Here is a 15,600-nt window from a genome sequence, read left to right as displayed (position 1 = left end):
TTGGCGGCACTGCGTCGCTATTGGGGTTACGACTCGTTCCGTCCACTGCAGGAAAAAGTCATCGCCAGTCTGGTGGCAGGCCATGACACCTGTGTAGTCATGCCTACGGGCGGCGGAAAGTCGTTGTGTTATCAATTGCCGGCCGCGATGTTGCCGCAGCAGACTGTGATTGTGATTTCTCCTCTGATCGCCCTGATGCAGGACCAAATCGCGCAACTCACCCAGATGGGAATCGCTGCCGGAATGTTAAACAGTTCGCTCGCCACTGAAGAACAATCCAGGATCACACGCAAGGCGTCGGAGGGGCACTACCGTCTTCTGTATCTCTCCCCGGAACGGCTCGCGCGCGCGGATACGATCGCTTGGCTGAAGCGTGTGCCCATCGCGCTGTTTGCCATTGATGAGGCGCATTGCATCTCGGAGTGGGGCCACGAATTCCGTCCGGAGTACCGGCAGCTCAGCTCGCTGCGCGATCGTTTTCCCGGCCTTCCTATCGCCGCGTTTACCGCCAGCGCCACCCGGCAGGTGCGTCACGACATCATTGATCAGCTCCGGCTGCGCAATCCTCATAAATATATTGCCAGCTTTCATCGGACCAACCTTCGCTATGTGACGAAGGAGTGCGAGCCGGGTACGCAACCCGATCTTCTTGTGCGAACACTCAAACAATATTCAGGCAGCAATATCATTGTTTACGCGCCCACGATCAATAAAGTCGAGGAAACGGTGGACTTCCTGGAAGAGCAGGGAATTGCCGCGGTTGCGTATCACGGAAAGATGGAAAATGACATGCGCCGGCGCAACCAGGAACGCTGGATGTCCGACGAAGTTCGCGTGCTCGTGGGAACGATCGCGTTCGGGTTAGGCATCAACAAAGCGGCCGTACGCGCCGTGGTCCATCTTGCGCTGCCGAAATCAGTCGAGCAGTATTACCAGGAGGCCGGACGCGCGGGGCGCGACGGACAGCCGGCCGATTGCATTCTGCTCTGGCAGAAGCGCGATGTGGGGTTGCTGACTTATTTCGTCGAGCAGATTGCTGATCCGGCGGAAAAAGAGCGCGCCTGGCAACGCTATCACCAGATTCGCCGCTATGCCGCATCCACTACTTGCCGCCATCGTCAGATTTGTTCCCACTTTGGCGAGACCCCGAAATGGGAATCGTGCGGGGCTTGTGATATATGCGGTCCCGCAATCGAGTGGCTGTCCGGTCCTGTTTTCGTGCCCCGTCTACCGCGGCAAAAATTTGTCTCGCCGATTGTTGGCAGCGGGCCTTCAATGCGGGCAGAACGCGGCGCACGGCATCGGAGTTCAGACATAAATCAGGACATAAACCAAAACGCAGATCCAAACGCAGATATAAATAACGACCTGCGCGAATATCTTCGCGAATGGCGCCGCGCTGCCGCCAAGGAGCAGGGGGTCCCCGCTTTTGTCGTAATGCACGACACCTCGCTGGAAGAATTGTGCCGCGTGCAGCCCGATTCGCTGGCCGGCCTGCGGGGCGTTTACGGATTCGGGGAACGCAAGACCGAGCTGTATGGCCGGCAGATATTGAACGCAATCAAGCAGTTTAGCGATGGCGCGCGGGCACGGCAAGCGTCTGAAAAGAAGTTGGCCCCCGCGGAAGAAACAGTCTTGTTGATCGGGAAGGGACACAGCCTTGAGCAGATCGCAAACCTTCGTGGCCGCCAACTCGGCAGCGTTGTGTCTCTGGTGGCGGCGATGGTGGAACGTGGAGAGTTGGAGTTTCAACCCGCCTGGGTTGATGCCGGAAAATGCGCGCAGATTGAAGCAGCCTGCGCCCAGCACGGAATGCAGCGCCTCAAGCTGCTCAAAGATGCTTTGCCCCCGGAAATAACCTTCGAAGAAATCAGACTTGTCATCGCGCGTCTGCGCAGGACTGAAGGACAGCACGCGTAGTCATGGCTTTTTCAGCATGATGTCATGCTTTGCCTGGCACTCGGTTGCAGGATTATAAATCGCACCACCCGTTTCCTTCTCTTTTGAAGCGCGGAATACAAGAGGGGGCTTCTGGACCTTCTCCGGAAGGCCGGTAAATCTCGCTTTACCGGCAGTATTTGTGTACACGCTGAGATCGAGCTTGCGAAGGCCCATGAAGCCGTAAGCCATATGGACATTGATGAGAGCTGCGTACGCCGGCTTTCCGCTGGCATCGGCCACTGTGAATTCAACGGAACATGGGCCTGCTGCTCCGTCCACCACGCTAACGCTCTCGGGTTGCTGCGTCGCCTGTGCCCGCAGTTCAGACACCCAACTTGCCGGCAGGCCTGTTGCAATCAATATCGCCATCCACAGCAAGCCGCATGTGAATCTTTTTCTCTTCGGCATAAGCTCCAATGTTCCCACTCACAAGGCAGACAGGAAGCCGATTCACTACTCTCTCGAAACTTGAAACTGTATTTCTATCTTCCTTCCCCCAACCTCAACGCCAACCTGTCCGGCAACTTAGCCGAAAAGATCCGGTCCTGCGCTTTTTTCACGTCGTAAGGCACGCGATAAAACGTGACGCGGTTTTCGTTGGTGTCGAGCAGAGCGCAGGCTGCGCGCCAGTCGCCGTCGCGGGGCTGTCCCGCCGATCCCGGATTAATGAGGTATTTGGCCTCAGGCATAATGGCCAGGTCACAGGATTCCAGCTCGCGCTTGGTGCGATACATCGGACGCAGTGTCTCCCATTCTTCTCCATGATTGCAGAAGCCGCCTTGGATATGCGTGTGTCCGAAGAAGGTAATGGTAGCGTCGGTGGCCAGCAACGGTTGATAGGCATCGCGCATGACGATGATGTATTCATCTTCGTCTAAAGGCGACCCATGTACGCACTGTACCTTCACTGCATGGAGCGGATCATTATTTGCTGGCCAGATATTTTCCAGCTCAATCGGCCCCTGGGGCAGGGCGCGCAACCACTCCAGGTTTTCTACCGTGAGGGTTTGCTGGGTCCATATGGCCGCCATGCCCGCAATCGGATTAAAGTCGTCAATGCCGGCGAGGCCCGTGCAAGCTTTATCGTGGTTACCGCGTACAAAGACGTGGCACAACTCGCGCGAGCGGTCGCTGACCTCATTGGGCGAAGCACCATAGCCCACGATGTCGCCTAAATTGACGATCATATCGTGCCCCGGTACGCTGGCTACGCATGCCTCCATCCCTTCCAGGTTGGCATGTATGTCGGTGAGAAACAGAATTCGCAAACTGGAGCTCTCAGTACTATTAAAGTCTTGAATGTATCTCTTAAAAAAATGTTACGGCTGATTCGCGGGCGCTGATTATATCAACATGTTAGCGCTCCGCAACATTCCGTTACCAGAAGCCATCTCATAAGTGGTTTTTCCAGTAATGCCCCCTAACCGGTCTTTATCTCCATATGCTGCACCCCAACCGGGCAACGCGCCCAATGTCCCGGTTCCGCCTCAAGCAGCGGCGGCAAGCTCACCCGACACTGCGGAATTCGTATTGCGCAGCGTGGCTCAAATGCGCATCCTGGGGGGAATCTATCGGGAGAGGGCACCGAACCTTCAATTGTAGCTAAAGGCGCGCTCCGATTCGAGTGCAGAGTAGGTGCCGCCTGCAACAGCCCGGCTGTATAAGGATGCACCGCGCGCCGGAAGATGGCCTCCACGGTCCCCATCTCGACTATGCTGCCGCCATACATGACCGCAACCCGGTCGGCCACCTGTGAGACCACTGCCAAGTCGTGCGAGATCAACAGCATGGCCAACCCGAACTTGCGGCGCAGCTCTGCCAGTAACTCCAGCACCTGGGCTTGCACGGTTACGTCGAGTGCGGTGGTTGGCTCGTCGGCAATCAGCAGCCGCGGCCGGTTCACAATCGCCATAGCAACCATTACCCGCTGGCGCATGCCTCCCGAAAGTTGATGCGGAAAATCCCGTGCCCGCCGCGCGGCATCCGTAATAGCAACATCGTTGAGCGCTTGCACCGCCTGAGCGTAAGCTTCTTTCCTGGAAGTTTTTCCGTGCGCCCTCGCCGCCTCGGCAACCTGGTCGCCGACCCGCATGACCGGGTTGAGCGCAGTCATGGGCTCCTGGAAGATCATGGAAATCTGCGCGCCCCGCAGGTCGCGCATCTTTTCTTCCGGGATCCGCAGCAGGTTCTCGCCCTGAAACAAAATTTTTCCTTCGATGCTCGCCTGTGGTGGCAGCAGCCGCATAATCGCCAGGCTGGTTACCGATTTACCTGAACCGGATTCTCCCACCAGTCCCAGCACCTCACCCGGCTGCAGCGAGAAAGAAACATCCCGCACGGCAGGTGGCTGTTTGCCGTCAGCGGCCCGAAAAAAGACGTTAAGGTTCTCAACCGAAAGCATGGTTTCAGCTTGAATTTATTGTCTCATCTCAGCGTAGCAAACAGAATGAATAGCGTTTTGGAATCTTTGCGATGTCAACGGTAATTGAGCGGAATCATGGCCATGGCTTTTAGGCGCAGAAACTCCAAGCCATGGAACTGCCGGGGTCTTTGGCCGAACCATTTTGGGATTTTCCCGAGATTGGAAATCACCAGGCAAATCAGTAACCGGCCATGCAACAAACTGTATTTTTATCTGTGCATCCTTTGGATATAATGCTCGCAATCCTCGCAACTCATAATTTGTGACCCTCACAGTTGCACTCGTTTCTGTGCATGGCGGATTTGTTAAGAGACGATGAATTTTCTGAGTCAGCGTCTCATTCCATTTCTATCGTTATTAAGATTATTTATGATGGGCGGCCATTACCATGATCAATAATCACCTCGTCATAGGACTCGGTGGAACCGGCGGAAAGGTCTTGCGCTATTTACGCAAGACGGTCTGTCAGAACTTCCGCAGTGAAGGCCCTGTGGGGGTGAATGTCCGCTATCTCTACGTAGACTCCAGCGACGAGAGTATGGTTCCTGAAGATCCCACCAGCCCATGGAAGGTCGTGGACCATAACGTACAGCTCAGCAAGATCTCAGGCGAGGACCTGACTTCGGTATTGGAAAATCCTGAGGTTTATCCGGGGATCAGCCCCTGGATCGGCGACCGCGAAATGTTTCGCAGTGTATTCAACTCCGCTGCTGCCGGAGGTATCACTGGCGGTCAGAAGCGGCGTCTGGGAAGGCTGTTGTTTGCTGGTGGCGTGACCTGGTTCCGCTGGCAAGTGGAGACACTGGTCAAGGAAATGGAAGCTGGCAGTCCGGCCCCGGTGACGTTTCACGTCTGCTGTGGTCTGGCGGGCGGCATCGGCAGCGGATGCGTTGTGGATGCTGTTTCCCAGATCCGGGCGCTGTATCCCGACAAGCATTACCGCATCCTGGTTTATGCTTTGCTGCCGGAACGAAATCCGGGCGCAAGCCGTGCCGGTGCCAACTACCACGCCAACGGTTATGCAGCACTGATGGAGCTGAACGCGCTCAGTGTCGGCGCTTTCAAGCCGCACGACTTGTCAGGCGAGAGGAAAGACCGGCTCGTGCAGCAGGACCCATTCAACTGCTGTTACCTGTTTTCCGACGAGAACGAAGACCAGAACAAACTTGATGTGGACAAGGAAATTCCTGAGCTGGTTTCTGCATTTCTATATCAGAAGATCGTCGCCGTAAAAGACATGGTCTGGGATTCTCTGCGACAGCAGGAGACCTTCGAGAACATGGATAGCCGCGCCGAAGAATCTCCCTTCACCCGCAATGCCGAGCGCTCCCGCCAGTTCTTCACCTTTGGCATCAAGCAGATTATCTATCCGGAAGAAGAGATCCAGGAGTATCTGACCTACACCTTCGCACGTCAGGCAGCCCTGCAACTGCAATTCAATCACTGGATCGAATCCCGCGGATATTCCGAAGGTCCCGGCACCCGGAATTTCACCGAGTTCGTTCGCCTGAAGGAAACACTGCAGCGCTGGTGTCTGTCAGACGAGCACCTGGTCCTCTCCGAAGGTATTTTGCCCGATGAGGTCAAGAACAAGCGCTGGAAGCCCATCAACGCCTTCTGGCTCAACCTGGTGCCCAACCTGATGTCGCACGTCCACGAGTCGTTCGACAGAAACGAGCGCGTCTGGCTGGAGGAGTTGTCGAAGCTTTGCGAGGCCGCCTTTTCCCAGAACTATCGCGACGTCGGCGTGCAAAGTTTTTACGAGACCCCGCGCGAGAAGATCGGCGGCTACGTCCGCGAACTCTGCGTACGCATTGAAAAAGAGCTTTTCCAGGAATGGATCGCGGGCCTGCGGTCTATGCATGATATCTCACGCATTCTGGCAGCGCTTCTGGCCTCGCTCGAAGAGCGCGAGCAGCAGATGGAAGGCAAGCTCGCCAAACACCGGCAAATGGAAGAGGAGGCCGCAGCCCGCGTCGCCTCCCATGCCGCCGAGTGGTCTCGCCTGGGCGTGATTGCCGGCAAGGGGAAACGCGAGACCCTGCTGAATGCGCAGATCGAATCCCTGCAGCAGTTGTATATCTATCGCACGCGCATCGAAGGCCTGGGATTTGCCGTGAAGCTGTTGCCGGCGCTCATCAGCGAGGTGGCCATGCTGGCCTCAGAGGCTGATCACTGCGCGGCCATGATGGTTGAGGTCATCAAAGACTTCACCGCACGCGTCGCCGAGCGCTGCTCCGATGCCGGCCAGGCCGGCGTGCAGAAACCGGTCATCCGCTTCTATCAACCCGAGGCGGTCAAAAACTTTGTCAAAGCCGTGGTCCGTGACCGCGCCGAGCAGCAGAAGCACAGCACCACCGTGCGCGCCGCACTGGCCCGGCTGCTGGGAGCGAATCACGGCTTCGCCAGCTTCAATCTTCGCGTTCCCAAAGAAAAGTTTGCGGACATTCTGGAAATCACCAGCCTGAAAAACGTGGTCGCGGCGCACAACAACTATGTTGCCGCCACCTCTCCTGATGCGCGGATTTTGCAGTTGAGCGTCTTAGAGCGACTGCAGCACCAGTATCAGGAAGATCCCCAGGCGCTGCGGGCGTATCTCGCCGATGTTGTTTCCCGCGCTAGGCCTTATCTGCGCTTCAGTCAGGCCGAGATCACGCGCCAGGGCCCCGGCACGTTTCCGGGCGAGGGATTCGTCTCCTGCCTTTCCATCATCCTCCCCGAGGCTGCCCACGCTGCGGGATTTCTCGGGGCGCTGCGCAGTGAATTTGAGAAGGCGGCGGCCGGAGCCAAGGTCGAGGTGATCAGCAACGCCAAAGCCCGGGAAATCACCCTGGTGAACATCACCAATCTGTTCCCGGTTCGCTTCATCCAGCAAGCCGAATTCCTGCGCGAGAAATATGAGCAGCGCATCAGGGCCAGCAACTCCGAGCAGGCCAGAATGGAGCTGCACCTGGAAAGCGAAGGCCCGGCCCTGCCGAACCTCTACGTGGAGGACGTTGAACCCAGAAAGTTCCTGGCCTACCTGATGATCGGCAAAGCCATGCACGTGGTGCAGACCCTGGAGGACCCCTCGACCGGCCTCAAAAATCTCTACCTGGTCAATCAGGGCGAGGCAGGAGCAGACAATCCTCCGGTCTCTCTGGGACGTGATATCAACGAGGCCATCAGTGAATCCAACAAGCTCACCTTCGACGCGCTGGTGGCGACCATTCAGCCGCTGCTGAAAAAAGAGTATCTGCACGTGCAGAAGAGAGAGGCTTTGAGCGCCTCGGTGCAGTCGCAGGTGGAAGAGATCAAGGCCAGGCGCAAGAATCCGTCGGATAAGGTCTATCGCATGTTTTATAACGCGGGAGAAGCTGCTGTAGTCCTCCTGGGAACCAGACAATAAATAAACAATTTAAAGATAGAGAAACGACTATGCCAACCCGTACCGGAAAGTGCACCAATTTCGGCATGTGCAATAAAGCCGACAGCCGTGAACTCATCACCATAGCAGAAGGCAAAGCATTCGCCTGTCCGGAATGCAATCGGGCCCTGGGCCCGATCTGGAAAGCTCCGCAGTCGCAGAGGAAGTCTCCCGTCCAGGCCGTGGTTGCCTTGCTGGTGATCGTGCTCGCAGGAGGAGCAATCTACTTTTTCTGGCCACAGATTTCTGCCCGGCTTCATGGTAACGCTGCTGCTTCCTCTACCGGAGCGATTCTCAAGCTAAGCGGCTCGAACACCATCGGCGCTGCTTTGGCGCCGGCCCTGGCTGAAGGGTTTCTCAGGCAGCAGGGGGCAACCGAAGTAAAAACCGTTCCCGGTGACAAAGAGGACGAGGTGCGCGTCCAGGGCATCATGCCGGGCGACTCCGCTCCCCGGGTGATTGAGATTCACGCTCACGGTTCGGCAACTGCATTTGAAGATCTGCAGAAGAACGCCTGTGATGTCGGCATGGCCTCGCGCAAGATCAAGCCCGCCGAAGCCGGCCAGCTCGCAAGCTTTGGGGACATGACCTCACCCGCGTCCGAGCACGTCTTAGGACTCGACGGCATCGCCGTGATCGTAAGCAAAACCAACCCCGTAGAGTCGCTCAGTAAAAGTCAGGTTGCGCAGTTGTTTACCGGGGAAATTAACAATTGGTCGCAAGTCGGCGGCCCCAGTGCGCCCGTCAACGTGTTCGCGCGCAATGATAAGTCGGGGACCTATGACACCTTCAAAACTCTTGTGCTGGGCAGCAAACCTCTGGTCGCCTCCGCTCACAGAGTGGAAGATAGCCGCGAACTTTCCGATTCCGTTGCCAAAGATCCCAGTGCTATTGGCTTCATCGGGTTGCCCTACGTTCAATCGGCCAAGGCCATTGCCGTCTCTGACAGTGGCAGCCGCTCGCTCATGCCGAATCGCATGACGGTTGCGACGGAAGATTATCCGCTCTCACGCCGCCTATTCTTTTATACCCCTGCCAGCCCGCCCAACGATCTGACTCTCAAGTTCATAAATTTCGCTTTATCCAGCGAGGGACAAAACATCGTCGAGAAGATCGGCTTCGTCGGCCAAAACGTGCAGCCGGTTGCCGGTCCCGTTCCGACTGGTGCGCCGACTGAATACCGCCGGCTTATCGAGGGCGCGCAGAGGTTGTCGTTGAATTTTCGCTTCCGTGCCGGGAAATCCGACCTGGACAACAAAGCGGTAGATGATCTCGACCGCGTCGTCACCTTTTTGACCGATCTGCATTATTCCGGCGACAACATCTTCCTTCTCGGATTTGCCGACAATAAAGGAAGCGCGCGCGTGAATTGTGATCTCTCCAAGAAGCGCGCCGAATCTGTGAAAGAGCAGTTCATTTTGCGGGGAGTGCGGCCGTCAACCACCGCGGCCTTTTGTTCTGAACTTCCCGTAGCATCCAACGACTCCGAAGACGGACGCGACAAGAACCGCCGCGTCGAAATCTGGTTGAAAAAATGAAAATTTGCGGAATGCCCAGGGGACGGGGTCTCGAACTGAGAAAAGCATAAGGACCTTCGCCGCAGATCAACGCAGATTTTTAGAAGATTGTGTGGGGCCGCCAACCCACTTGCTAGCAAGTGTTTGGAGTGCCCTGAATCGCGTCTGCCCCGCGTTATTATTGGCGAAGAGCGATCCAGGGGAGGGGACTTGCTGCTAGTCTGCCCGGATGGGGTGAGAGTACATAAGAAAGTCCGAGTACTGCTCTTAAATCCCTTGTTCCGTAGGTCCTCACCCCCCCATTACTTAGAGTAGTGGACGCCACTCTAAATCCTTAGCAATCAATTTCTTACGACTAAGAATGGAGTAATGGACCCGGCAGTCTAAGAAACAGCTCCAGGCCCCCAAGGACGCCGAAAGCTCACGCTTCGATTCACCGACAACGAATTGTCAAAGAACTTTCTTTCTAAGGGCTCCGCGGTAAAACCGCTACGCCCTCGCTTTTAGTTCGCGCGGGACAAGCGCTCACCAAAAGCTTACCCGGCCTAAGCCTGGGCATACTTGAATGCTTAACGTAGACACACGTCTGGCACAATGATGGCCCGCAGTTTCCAAGAAATCAATCATTTGATACCAGGGTGGTATCAAGCAGTATTCAGTTTGCCAGTTTTCCTTTGTGCCTTTGTGGTTAGACTTGTCTTTTACTGAGAACGGGGAAACTGTTTTGGCAAACAACTGAAAAATAAAGACTTACTCCCAATCAACCGCCATTTCTTACCTTAGCTAAAAAAAATTTCCAATACTTTTCTTAAAACCAGCACTTGATGAATAGAGAGGGGAATCCTGCTGTGCTCTGCCTGTTTAAAAGGGTCACAGGCAAGCGGAGGGGATTCCTCTCTGTGAAACAAGCCGTTCTTTCCATCACCAAGAACCAGAATTGTAGGGAGAAGATCATGAAGATTACATGGCGCAAACTGCAGGGGTCATTGCGAGGGAAAGTATTATTTTTCTCTTGCTGCACTTTATTGCTCTGGATGACATCCAGATCCTACGGGCAGGACTACATTTATGCTACGGGGCATCCGTCATTTGCCACGGAGATTCCGGTCGAGAACGGCTTTATCAATGTGGGCAACGGCAATTTGCATTTGGAAATTCCTTTGAGCTCACTGCCGCAGCGCGGCAACATTTCCGCCGATGTGAAACTGGTATACGACAGCCGGATCTGGCACATCGTGAATATCGCCAACCCCCAAGTCGCCTATAGTTTCAGGCCGGACAACATACCCAACTCACAAGGAGGATGGCGAGTGGTAACTCCTTTGAGCGGAAAGGTCACGAACATAACGTCAGGAATATATTGCAATGGAGTCAATAACAATCCGGGCGCAACTTCCTATAGTTCCTGGGTCTATACCGATCCGGACGGTACGTCGCACTGGTTCAACGGCCTGCAAACGTTCCAGGCACCCAGCGGAGGATGTCCCAATGGCGTTGGCCCCCAGGACAAACCGAACGCTGATGCCATGGCGGCAGACAGCTCCAGCCTGCACGCATTTGTAACCAACTACAACAACATAACCATCTATGCAAGAGATGGCAGCCAGGTTTATCCGCGCCCTACTGATTCGAACGGTAACTATTTGTCGGCAGGAACCAATGGCGGCTTGTTGACGGATACGTTGCAGCGGTCACCGGTCAATGTCACGCAAAATGGGAACCAGACTTACTATGATGTGCTTACCTGGCAGGGGAATCGCGCGCGCTACACCGTCACGACAGGCACGATTCTCGTACAGACACACTTTCAACAATCTGCCGTCGCGGAGTTTCGAGATAACATAACCGTCATTCAGAGCATTCAACTTCCGGATGGAGGATCCTATACCTTCAATTACGATGCAGGGGCCTATGGCGAATTAACCAGCATTACGCTTCCCAACGGAGGGCAGATCAACTACGGTTATTCCAATTTCCTGGATTCCTATCAAAACCAAAATCGTTGGATTACATCTATGGCTGTCGATGGCGGAACGTGGCAATTCACGCCTTCGGTGATCTCGCAATGCGCCGCCAACGGCACCGGGTGCCAGGAAAAAGTGACGGTTACCCGTCCAGCGACGGCGACAAGACTTGCAGACGATATTGTCTACACTTTTGTTCTCAACAACGGAGCATGGAACTCTCAAGTGGATTATTACACCGGGTCAAACGCTCCCGGGAGCCCGGGTCGATCTTTGTCGGCTACAGCAACGACGGACTATGATTTCAGCAATCCCTGTGGCATGAACTGCGCTGGAGCGCAATATATAAAAGCTTTCCGCAATACGCTCACCCTGCCCAATGGGAAGAGCAGTAAGACTGAATACACTTACGACAACCCTGCCTATGGCAATCTAACATCGGTCAAGGAATGGGACTATTATCCAACCGGCGCTCCACCGGCGGTTCCTTACCGGGAAACGGACTATTCCTATAAAACCGATACTGCATATATCCAGAAGAATATGCTTGACCGGCTTTCCGGCGTCGTCATCAAAGACAGCTCCGGAAAGCCCGGGTCACAAATCCAAATCAGCTATGACGAACCTCAGCCTGGGCTTGTTCATATTGACGGAGTTCCCCAGCATGATGACCAGAACTTCCCTTATACCGATCTAGTTCGCGGCAACGTGACTACCGTACAACGCTGGCTGCAAGGAACCAACGGAGGGAGTGACCGGTGGATTTCAAGCCATTCAGCTTATGACCAGCTTGGGAATGCAGTCAGCCAGACAGATCCATTGGGTGCGCAAACCACGTTTGCGTATTCCAGCGCTTACGGCTACGCATATTTGACGCAAGTCCAGTCCCCGAATACAGCATCCACAAACCCGCCGACGACAACCCAGCATATTGTCAAAACCAGCTATGACCTCAGCAGTGGCCTGATCGCCAGCACAACCGATGAAAACTCACAGACCACCGGCTACGGATATGACAACCTCGGACGTCTTACCTCTCTCACGAACCCTCCGGGCGGGGGTAACACTACTTTCGCTTACCCTGATCCAACCTACAACACCAGGACCGAACAGATCGACGGGTCAGGAACAACCAAGGTGACGTACATACACTTCGATACCCTGGGCCGTCCTGACCGCAAAGGTGTTACCAACGAGGAAGGCACTTTCAATGTGCAGGACCAGTGCTATGATACGCGCGGCCAGTTGCAATTCAATTCCTATCCATACCAGACGAACGGTGCAACCCCGAAAGTTTGCTCAGGGAATGGAGATTCCTATACCTACGATACATTCGGAAGACTTGACACAATTACCCACTCAGACCAAAGTTTCATCGGTTTTGGTTTTGATAACGCAGCGCAGGTGTTCTATGACGAACGCGGCATCGTAACCAAGGTAAAGCAATATGATGCCTTTGGGCGGACTGCCTCCGTTTGTGAGGTCAGTTCCACCAGCTATATTGGCAGCAGTTCGACGGCAGCGTGCGGGCAGGATTATGCCGCCACGGGTTATTTGACTATCTATCAATACGATGTTCTCGATGATTTGCTTCAGGTCAACCAGGGGAATCGCACGGTCCGGACCAAGGCCTATGACAGCCTGGGGCGCCTGGTGGCTGATGCGATTCCTGAAATGGATGGTCAGTCCTCTGTTGTGTCCTACAGCTATGACGATAACGACAATCTACAGACTCGAAAGAGACCTAAACCCAACCAAAGTGATCCCACACAATTGCTGACAACGACCTACACTTATGACCCGTTGGGCCGGTTACTCAGCACGGGCTACGACGATGGCGTGACTCCGCCCGTGAACTATTACTACGATGAAACCACGATGGCTGGACATTCTGGTTCGATGGGAATCGGCAGGCTTACTTCGAAAATTGCCCGGGGCCCCAGGGGCAATGGTTCTGGTTTTTACTACGATGCCATGGGAAATGTGCTTTATGACTACCAATCTACTCCCCGGCTTTTTGCGACAGGCAGCTACACCACCATGGGCTATCAATATAATCTGGCTTCTTCGCGCACCAGCTTTACGAATGGCGCGGCCGGCGTCACGTATTCTTACCTTTACCACTCAGGAGGAACGACCGGCGGACGCACCATCGGAATGACGAGCAATTTGGCAGATTCTACTCATCCCGGCACTTTGATCTCGGGTATCCACTACGGACCGTTCGGTCGCACACAGGCTTCGTATGGCAACGGAGTCGTGGAGGCCATTGGATACTCTCCACGAGGTTCGGTGAGCTCGAAACGAGAGACCATAGGGGCTCCGCCGGTTGGAGTTGCGCCAGCCCAGGCCACGATCACACTGAGTGGACAGCCCTATAGCGACAGCAGCGGAAACTGCGACATCGGCTACGTCAGCATGAGTGTAGGTTCAGCTTCCACACCGCAGATCACTTACATCTGCGGATTTACTGCACAACAGATGGCACAGTCGCTGGTGAATAATTTTAGCTCGCCCGACGTTAGCGCCAGCGCTTCCAATGGGCAAATTACTCTTACGGCTAAGCATTTAGGAACAGTAGGCAATGGAATTGCTTTCAGCTTCACCTACAGTTCCGTTTACGGCAGCATGTTTCCTGCGCCTTATACCCTCAGTCCCAACAGTGGCAGTCTAAGTGGTGGCACCGATAGTCACCCAGTTAACACGATATATTCATTTAACAATGCTCTCAGACTCGATAACCTCATCACCTCAAGCAATGATTCCGTGATGGGGAACCTGAGTTTTGGTTACGATGACCTCAAGCGCCTTAACAGCGGTACCGGATATACCTGGGACTTTGACGCTTACGCCAATCGCTGGCATCAGAATGGCGCACTCAGCGTACAGCAGTCCTTTGATGCCAACAATCATGGCAGTGGAGTGACCTACGACGTTCTGGGTAACGTTACGAACGATGGATTTCATACTTTCACCTATGACGCCGAAAACAGGATCATTGCCATAGACGGCGGCTCGACCGCAACCTATACCTACGATGTCGACGGAAGACGAGTCCACAAGATACTTCCAGGGGGCGTCTCTGAGTTCGTCTACGATCTTGCGAACAATGTGGTTGCAACCGTCGGACCTTCGGGGACATGGACCCAGGCGGAGAACTACTTTGACGGTTCCCATATTGGTTCCTACAACAACGCTCCTGGAAATTCGGCCGCATATTTTTCCTATAACGACTGGGAGCAGACGGACCGGGTGACGACCGATTGGACCGGTTCGGTGGTCGAGGTTTGCTCCAGCCAGATCTACGGCGATGGCTTGTCCTGCTCCGGGCCTGATTACAGCGCCATCCACTTCACCGGCTACCAACACGATTTCGAGTCCGGTCTCGATTATGCCAATCTTCGTTATTACAACCCGCGTCTGGGACGCTTTATGAGCGCGGATCTGCTGGAAGGGGATCCGAGCAATCCGCAAAGCTTCAATCGCTACGGTTATGTCAACGGCAACCCAGCCAACTTCAGAGATCCCTCCGGCTTGGACGGAGGCGGTCCCTGCGCAATCGGCGTGGCCACGGGTAATCCGGAAATTTGCATCATCGATCTGATTCTCGGGATTGGACAGCTGATCCACTTCTTGTTTGGCGGAGGACATCCTCATCCTGTCTTCCATGGCACAGTCAACCCCCGTCCGCGTCCACCGTTGAGCGAGAACCTGGGGCTTCCCGGCTTTATACACCTTCAGCCCCAAAGCCTGCTTGGCGGATTGTTGCCAAACAGCCAAGGATGTGAATTTGGTGCGTGCACGCCCATCGGTGATGGCGTGACCAAAAAAGTACTTGGCGTCGACGTCAGTGATCAGATTGACAAAGCGTTGGTGAAGGCCGCTAAGCAATATGGGCTCGCACTTTCTGCTGAGGCCGCGAAAGCGATCCGCATAGAGATGAATGACAAGGAGCTTGATAACTTAGAAAAGTTGAATAAGAAGAATGACATAGAGACAAATCTGAAGAAACTGGACATGCTTTCTGCCATTGCCGAACGCGCATCAGCGGATAGCCAGTTTCAAACCCAGGTTCAAGACGAACTCAAGAGTCTGTTGAAAAACAAGCAACAATACATCAATGTGGTCAAGGGTGGAAAATGATGAGTATGTACAGGACTGCATAGCATTCAAAATGCCCGCCCCGGATTTTACCCGGGGGTGGGCATTTCCACAGCGCTGAAGATATTTCCCATAGAAGCAGGTTGGTTTTCTGGTGATCGTTTGACGTAATTTGTGAGCGAGAAATCACGCAATTCCAACAACAGGGGCATCTCGAATATTAAATCTTCGATTGCTCTTTTGTCGGGT

General features: G+C 54.6%; 7 protein-coding genes. 4 read left to right on the top strand and 3 right to left on the bottom strand.

What is annotated here, in order from left to right; all coding sequences use genetic code 11:
• Window positions 1-1,920: a RecQ family ATP-dependent DNA helicase gene (locus VK738_19170; GenBank protein HTD24782.1), complete on the top strand. Its 1,920-nt coding sequence runs from the start codon at window positions 1-3 to the stop codon at window positions 1,918-1,920.
• On the opposite strand, the gene VK738_19165 is transcribed toward VK738_19170, so the two are convergent.
• From VK738_19165 to VK738_19155, 3 genes are all read right to left on the bottom strand, one after another.
• Window positions 1,921-2,349: a hypothetical protein gene (locus VK738_19165; protein ID HTD24781.1), complete on the bottom strand. Its 429-nt coding sequence runs from the start codon at window positions 2,347-2,349 to the stop codon at window positions 1,921-1,923. It abuts the gene before it with no gap.
• A gap of 74 nt (window positions 2,350-2,423) precedes the next feature.
• A complete protein-coding gene (locus tag VK738_19160; protein HTD24780.1) occupies window positions 2,424-3,209 on the bottom strand; it encodes a metallophosphoesterase family protein in 786 nt (261 codons plus the stop codon).
• Between the two features lie 152 nt (window positions 3,210-3,361).
• A complete protein-coding gene (locus VK738_19155) occupies window positions 3,362-4,342 on the bottom strand; it encodes an ABC transporter ATP-binding protein (protein ID HTD24779.1) in 981 nt (326 codons plus the stop codon).
• Window positions 4,343-4,751: 409 nt separating this feature from the next.
• On the opposite strand from VK738_19155, the gene VK738_19150 reads away from it, so the two are divergent.
• From VK738_19150 to VK738_19140, 3 genes are all read left to right on the top strand, one after another.
• Window positions 4,752-7,751 carry a tubulin-like doman-containing protein gene (locus VK738_19150; protein HTD24778.1) on the top strand — a complete coding sequence of 1,000 codons (3,000 nt, stop codon included), beginning with the start codon at window positions 4,752-4,754 and terminating at the stop codon, window positions 7,749-7,751.
• 29 nt (window positions 7,752-7,780) lie between these two features.
• Window positions 7,781-9,307, top strand: coding sequence for a substrate-binding domain-containing protein (locus tag VK738_19145; GenBank protein ID HTD24777.1), 1,527 nt, complete (start codon window positions 7,781-7,783; stop codon window positions 9,305-9,307).
• Between the two features lie 932 nt (window positions 9,308-10,239).
• Window positions 10,240-15,393, top strand: coding sequence for an RHS repeat-associated core domain-containing protein (locus VK738_19140; protein HTD24776.1), 5,154 nt, complete (start codon window positions 10,240-10,242; stop codon window positions 15,391-15,393).
• Window positions 15,394-15,600 lie beyond the last annotated feature (207 nt).

It is taken from the genome of Terriglobales bacterium, assembly GCA_035487355.1.
In the GTDB taxonomy this organism is placed as follows: Bacteria; Acidobacteriota; Terriglobia; order Terriglobales; family Acidobacteriaceae; genus QIAW01.
The sequence above is the reverse complement of the archived record's forward strand: the minus strand, read 5'-3'. Positions and strand labels throughout refer to the sequence as shown.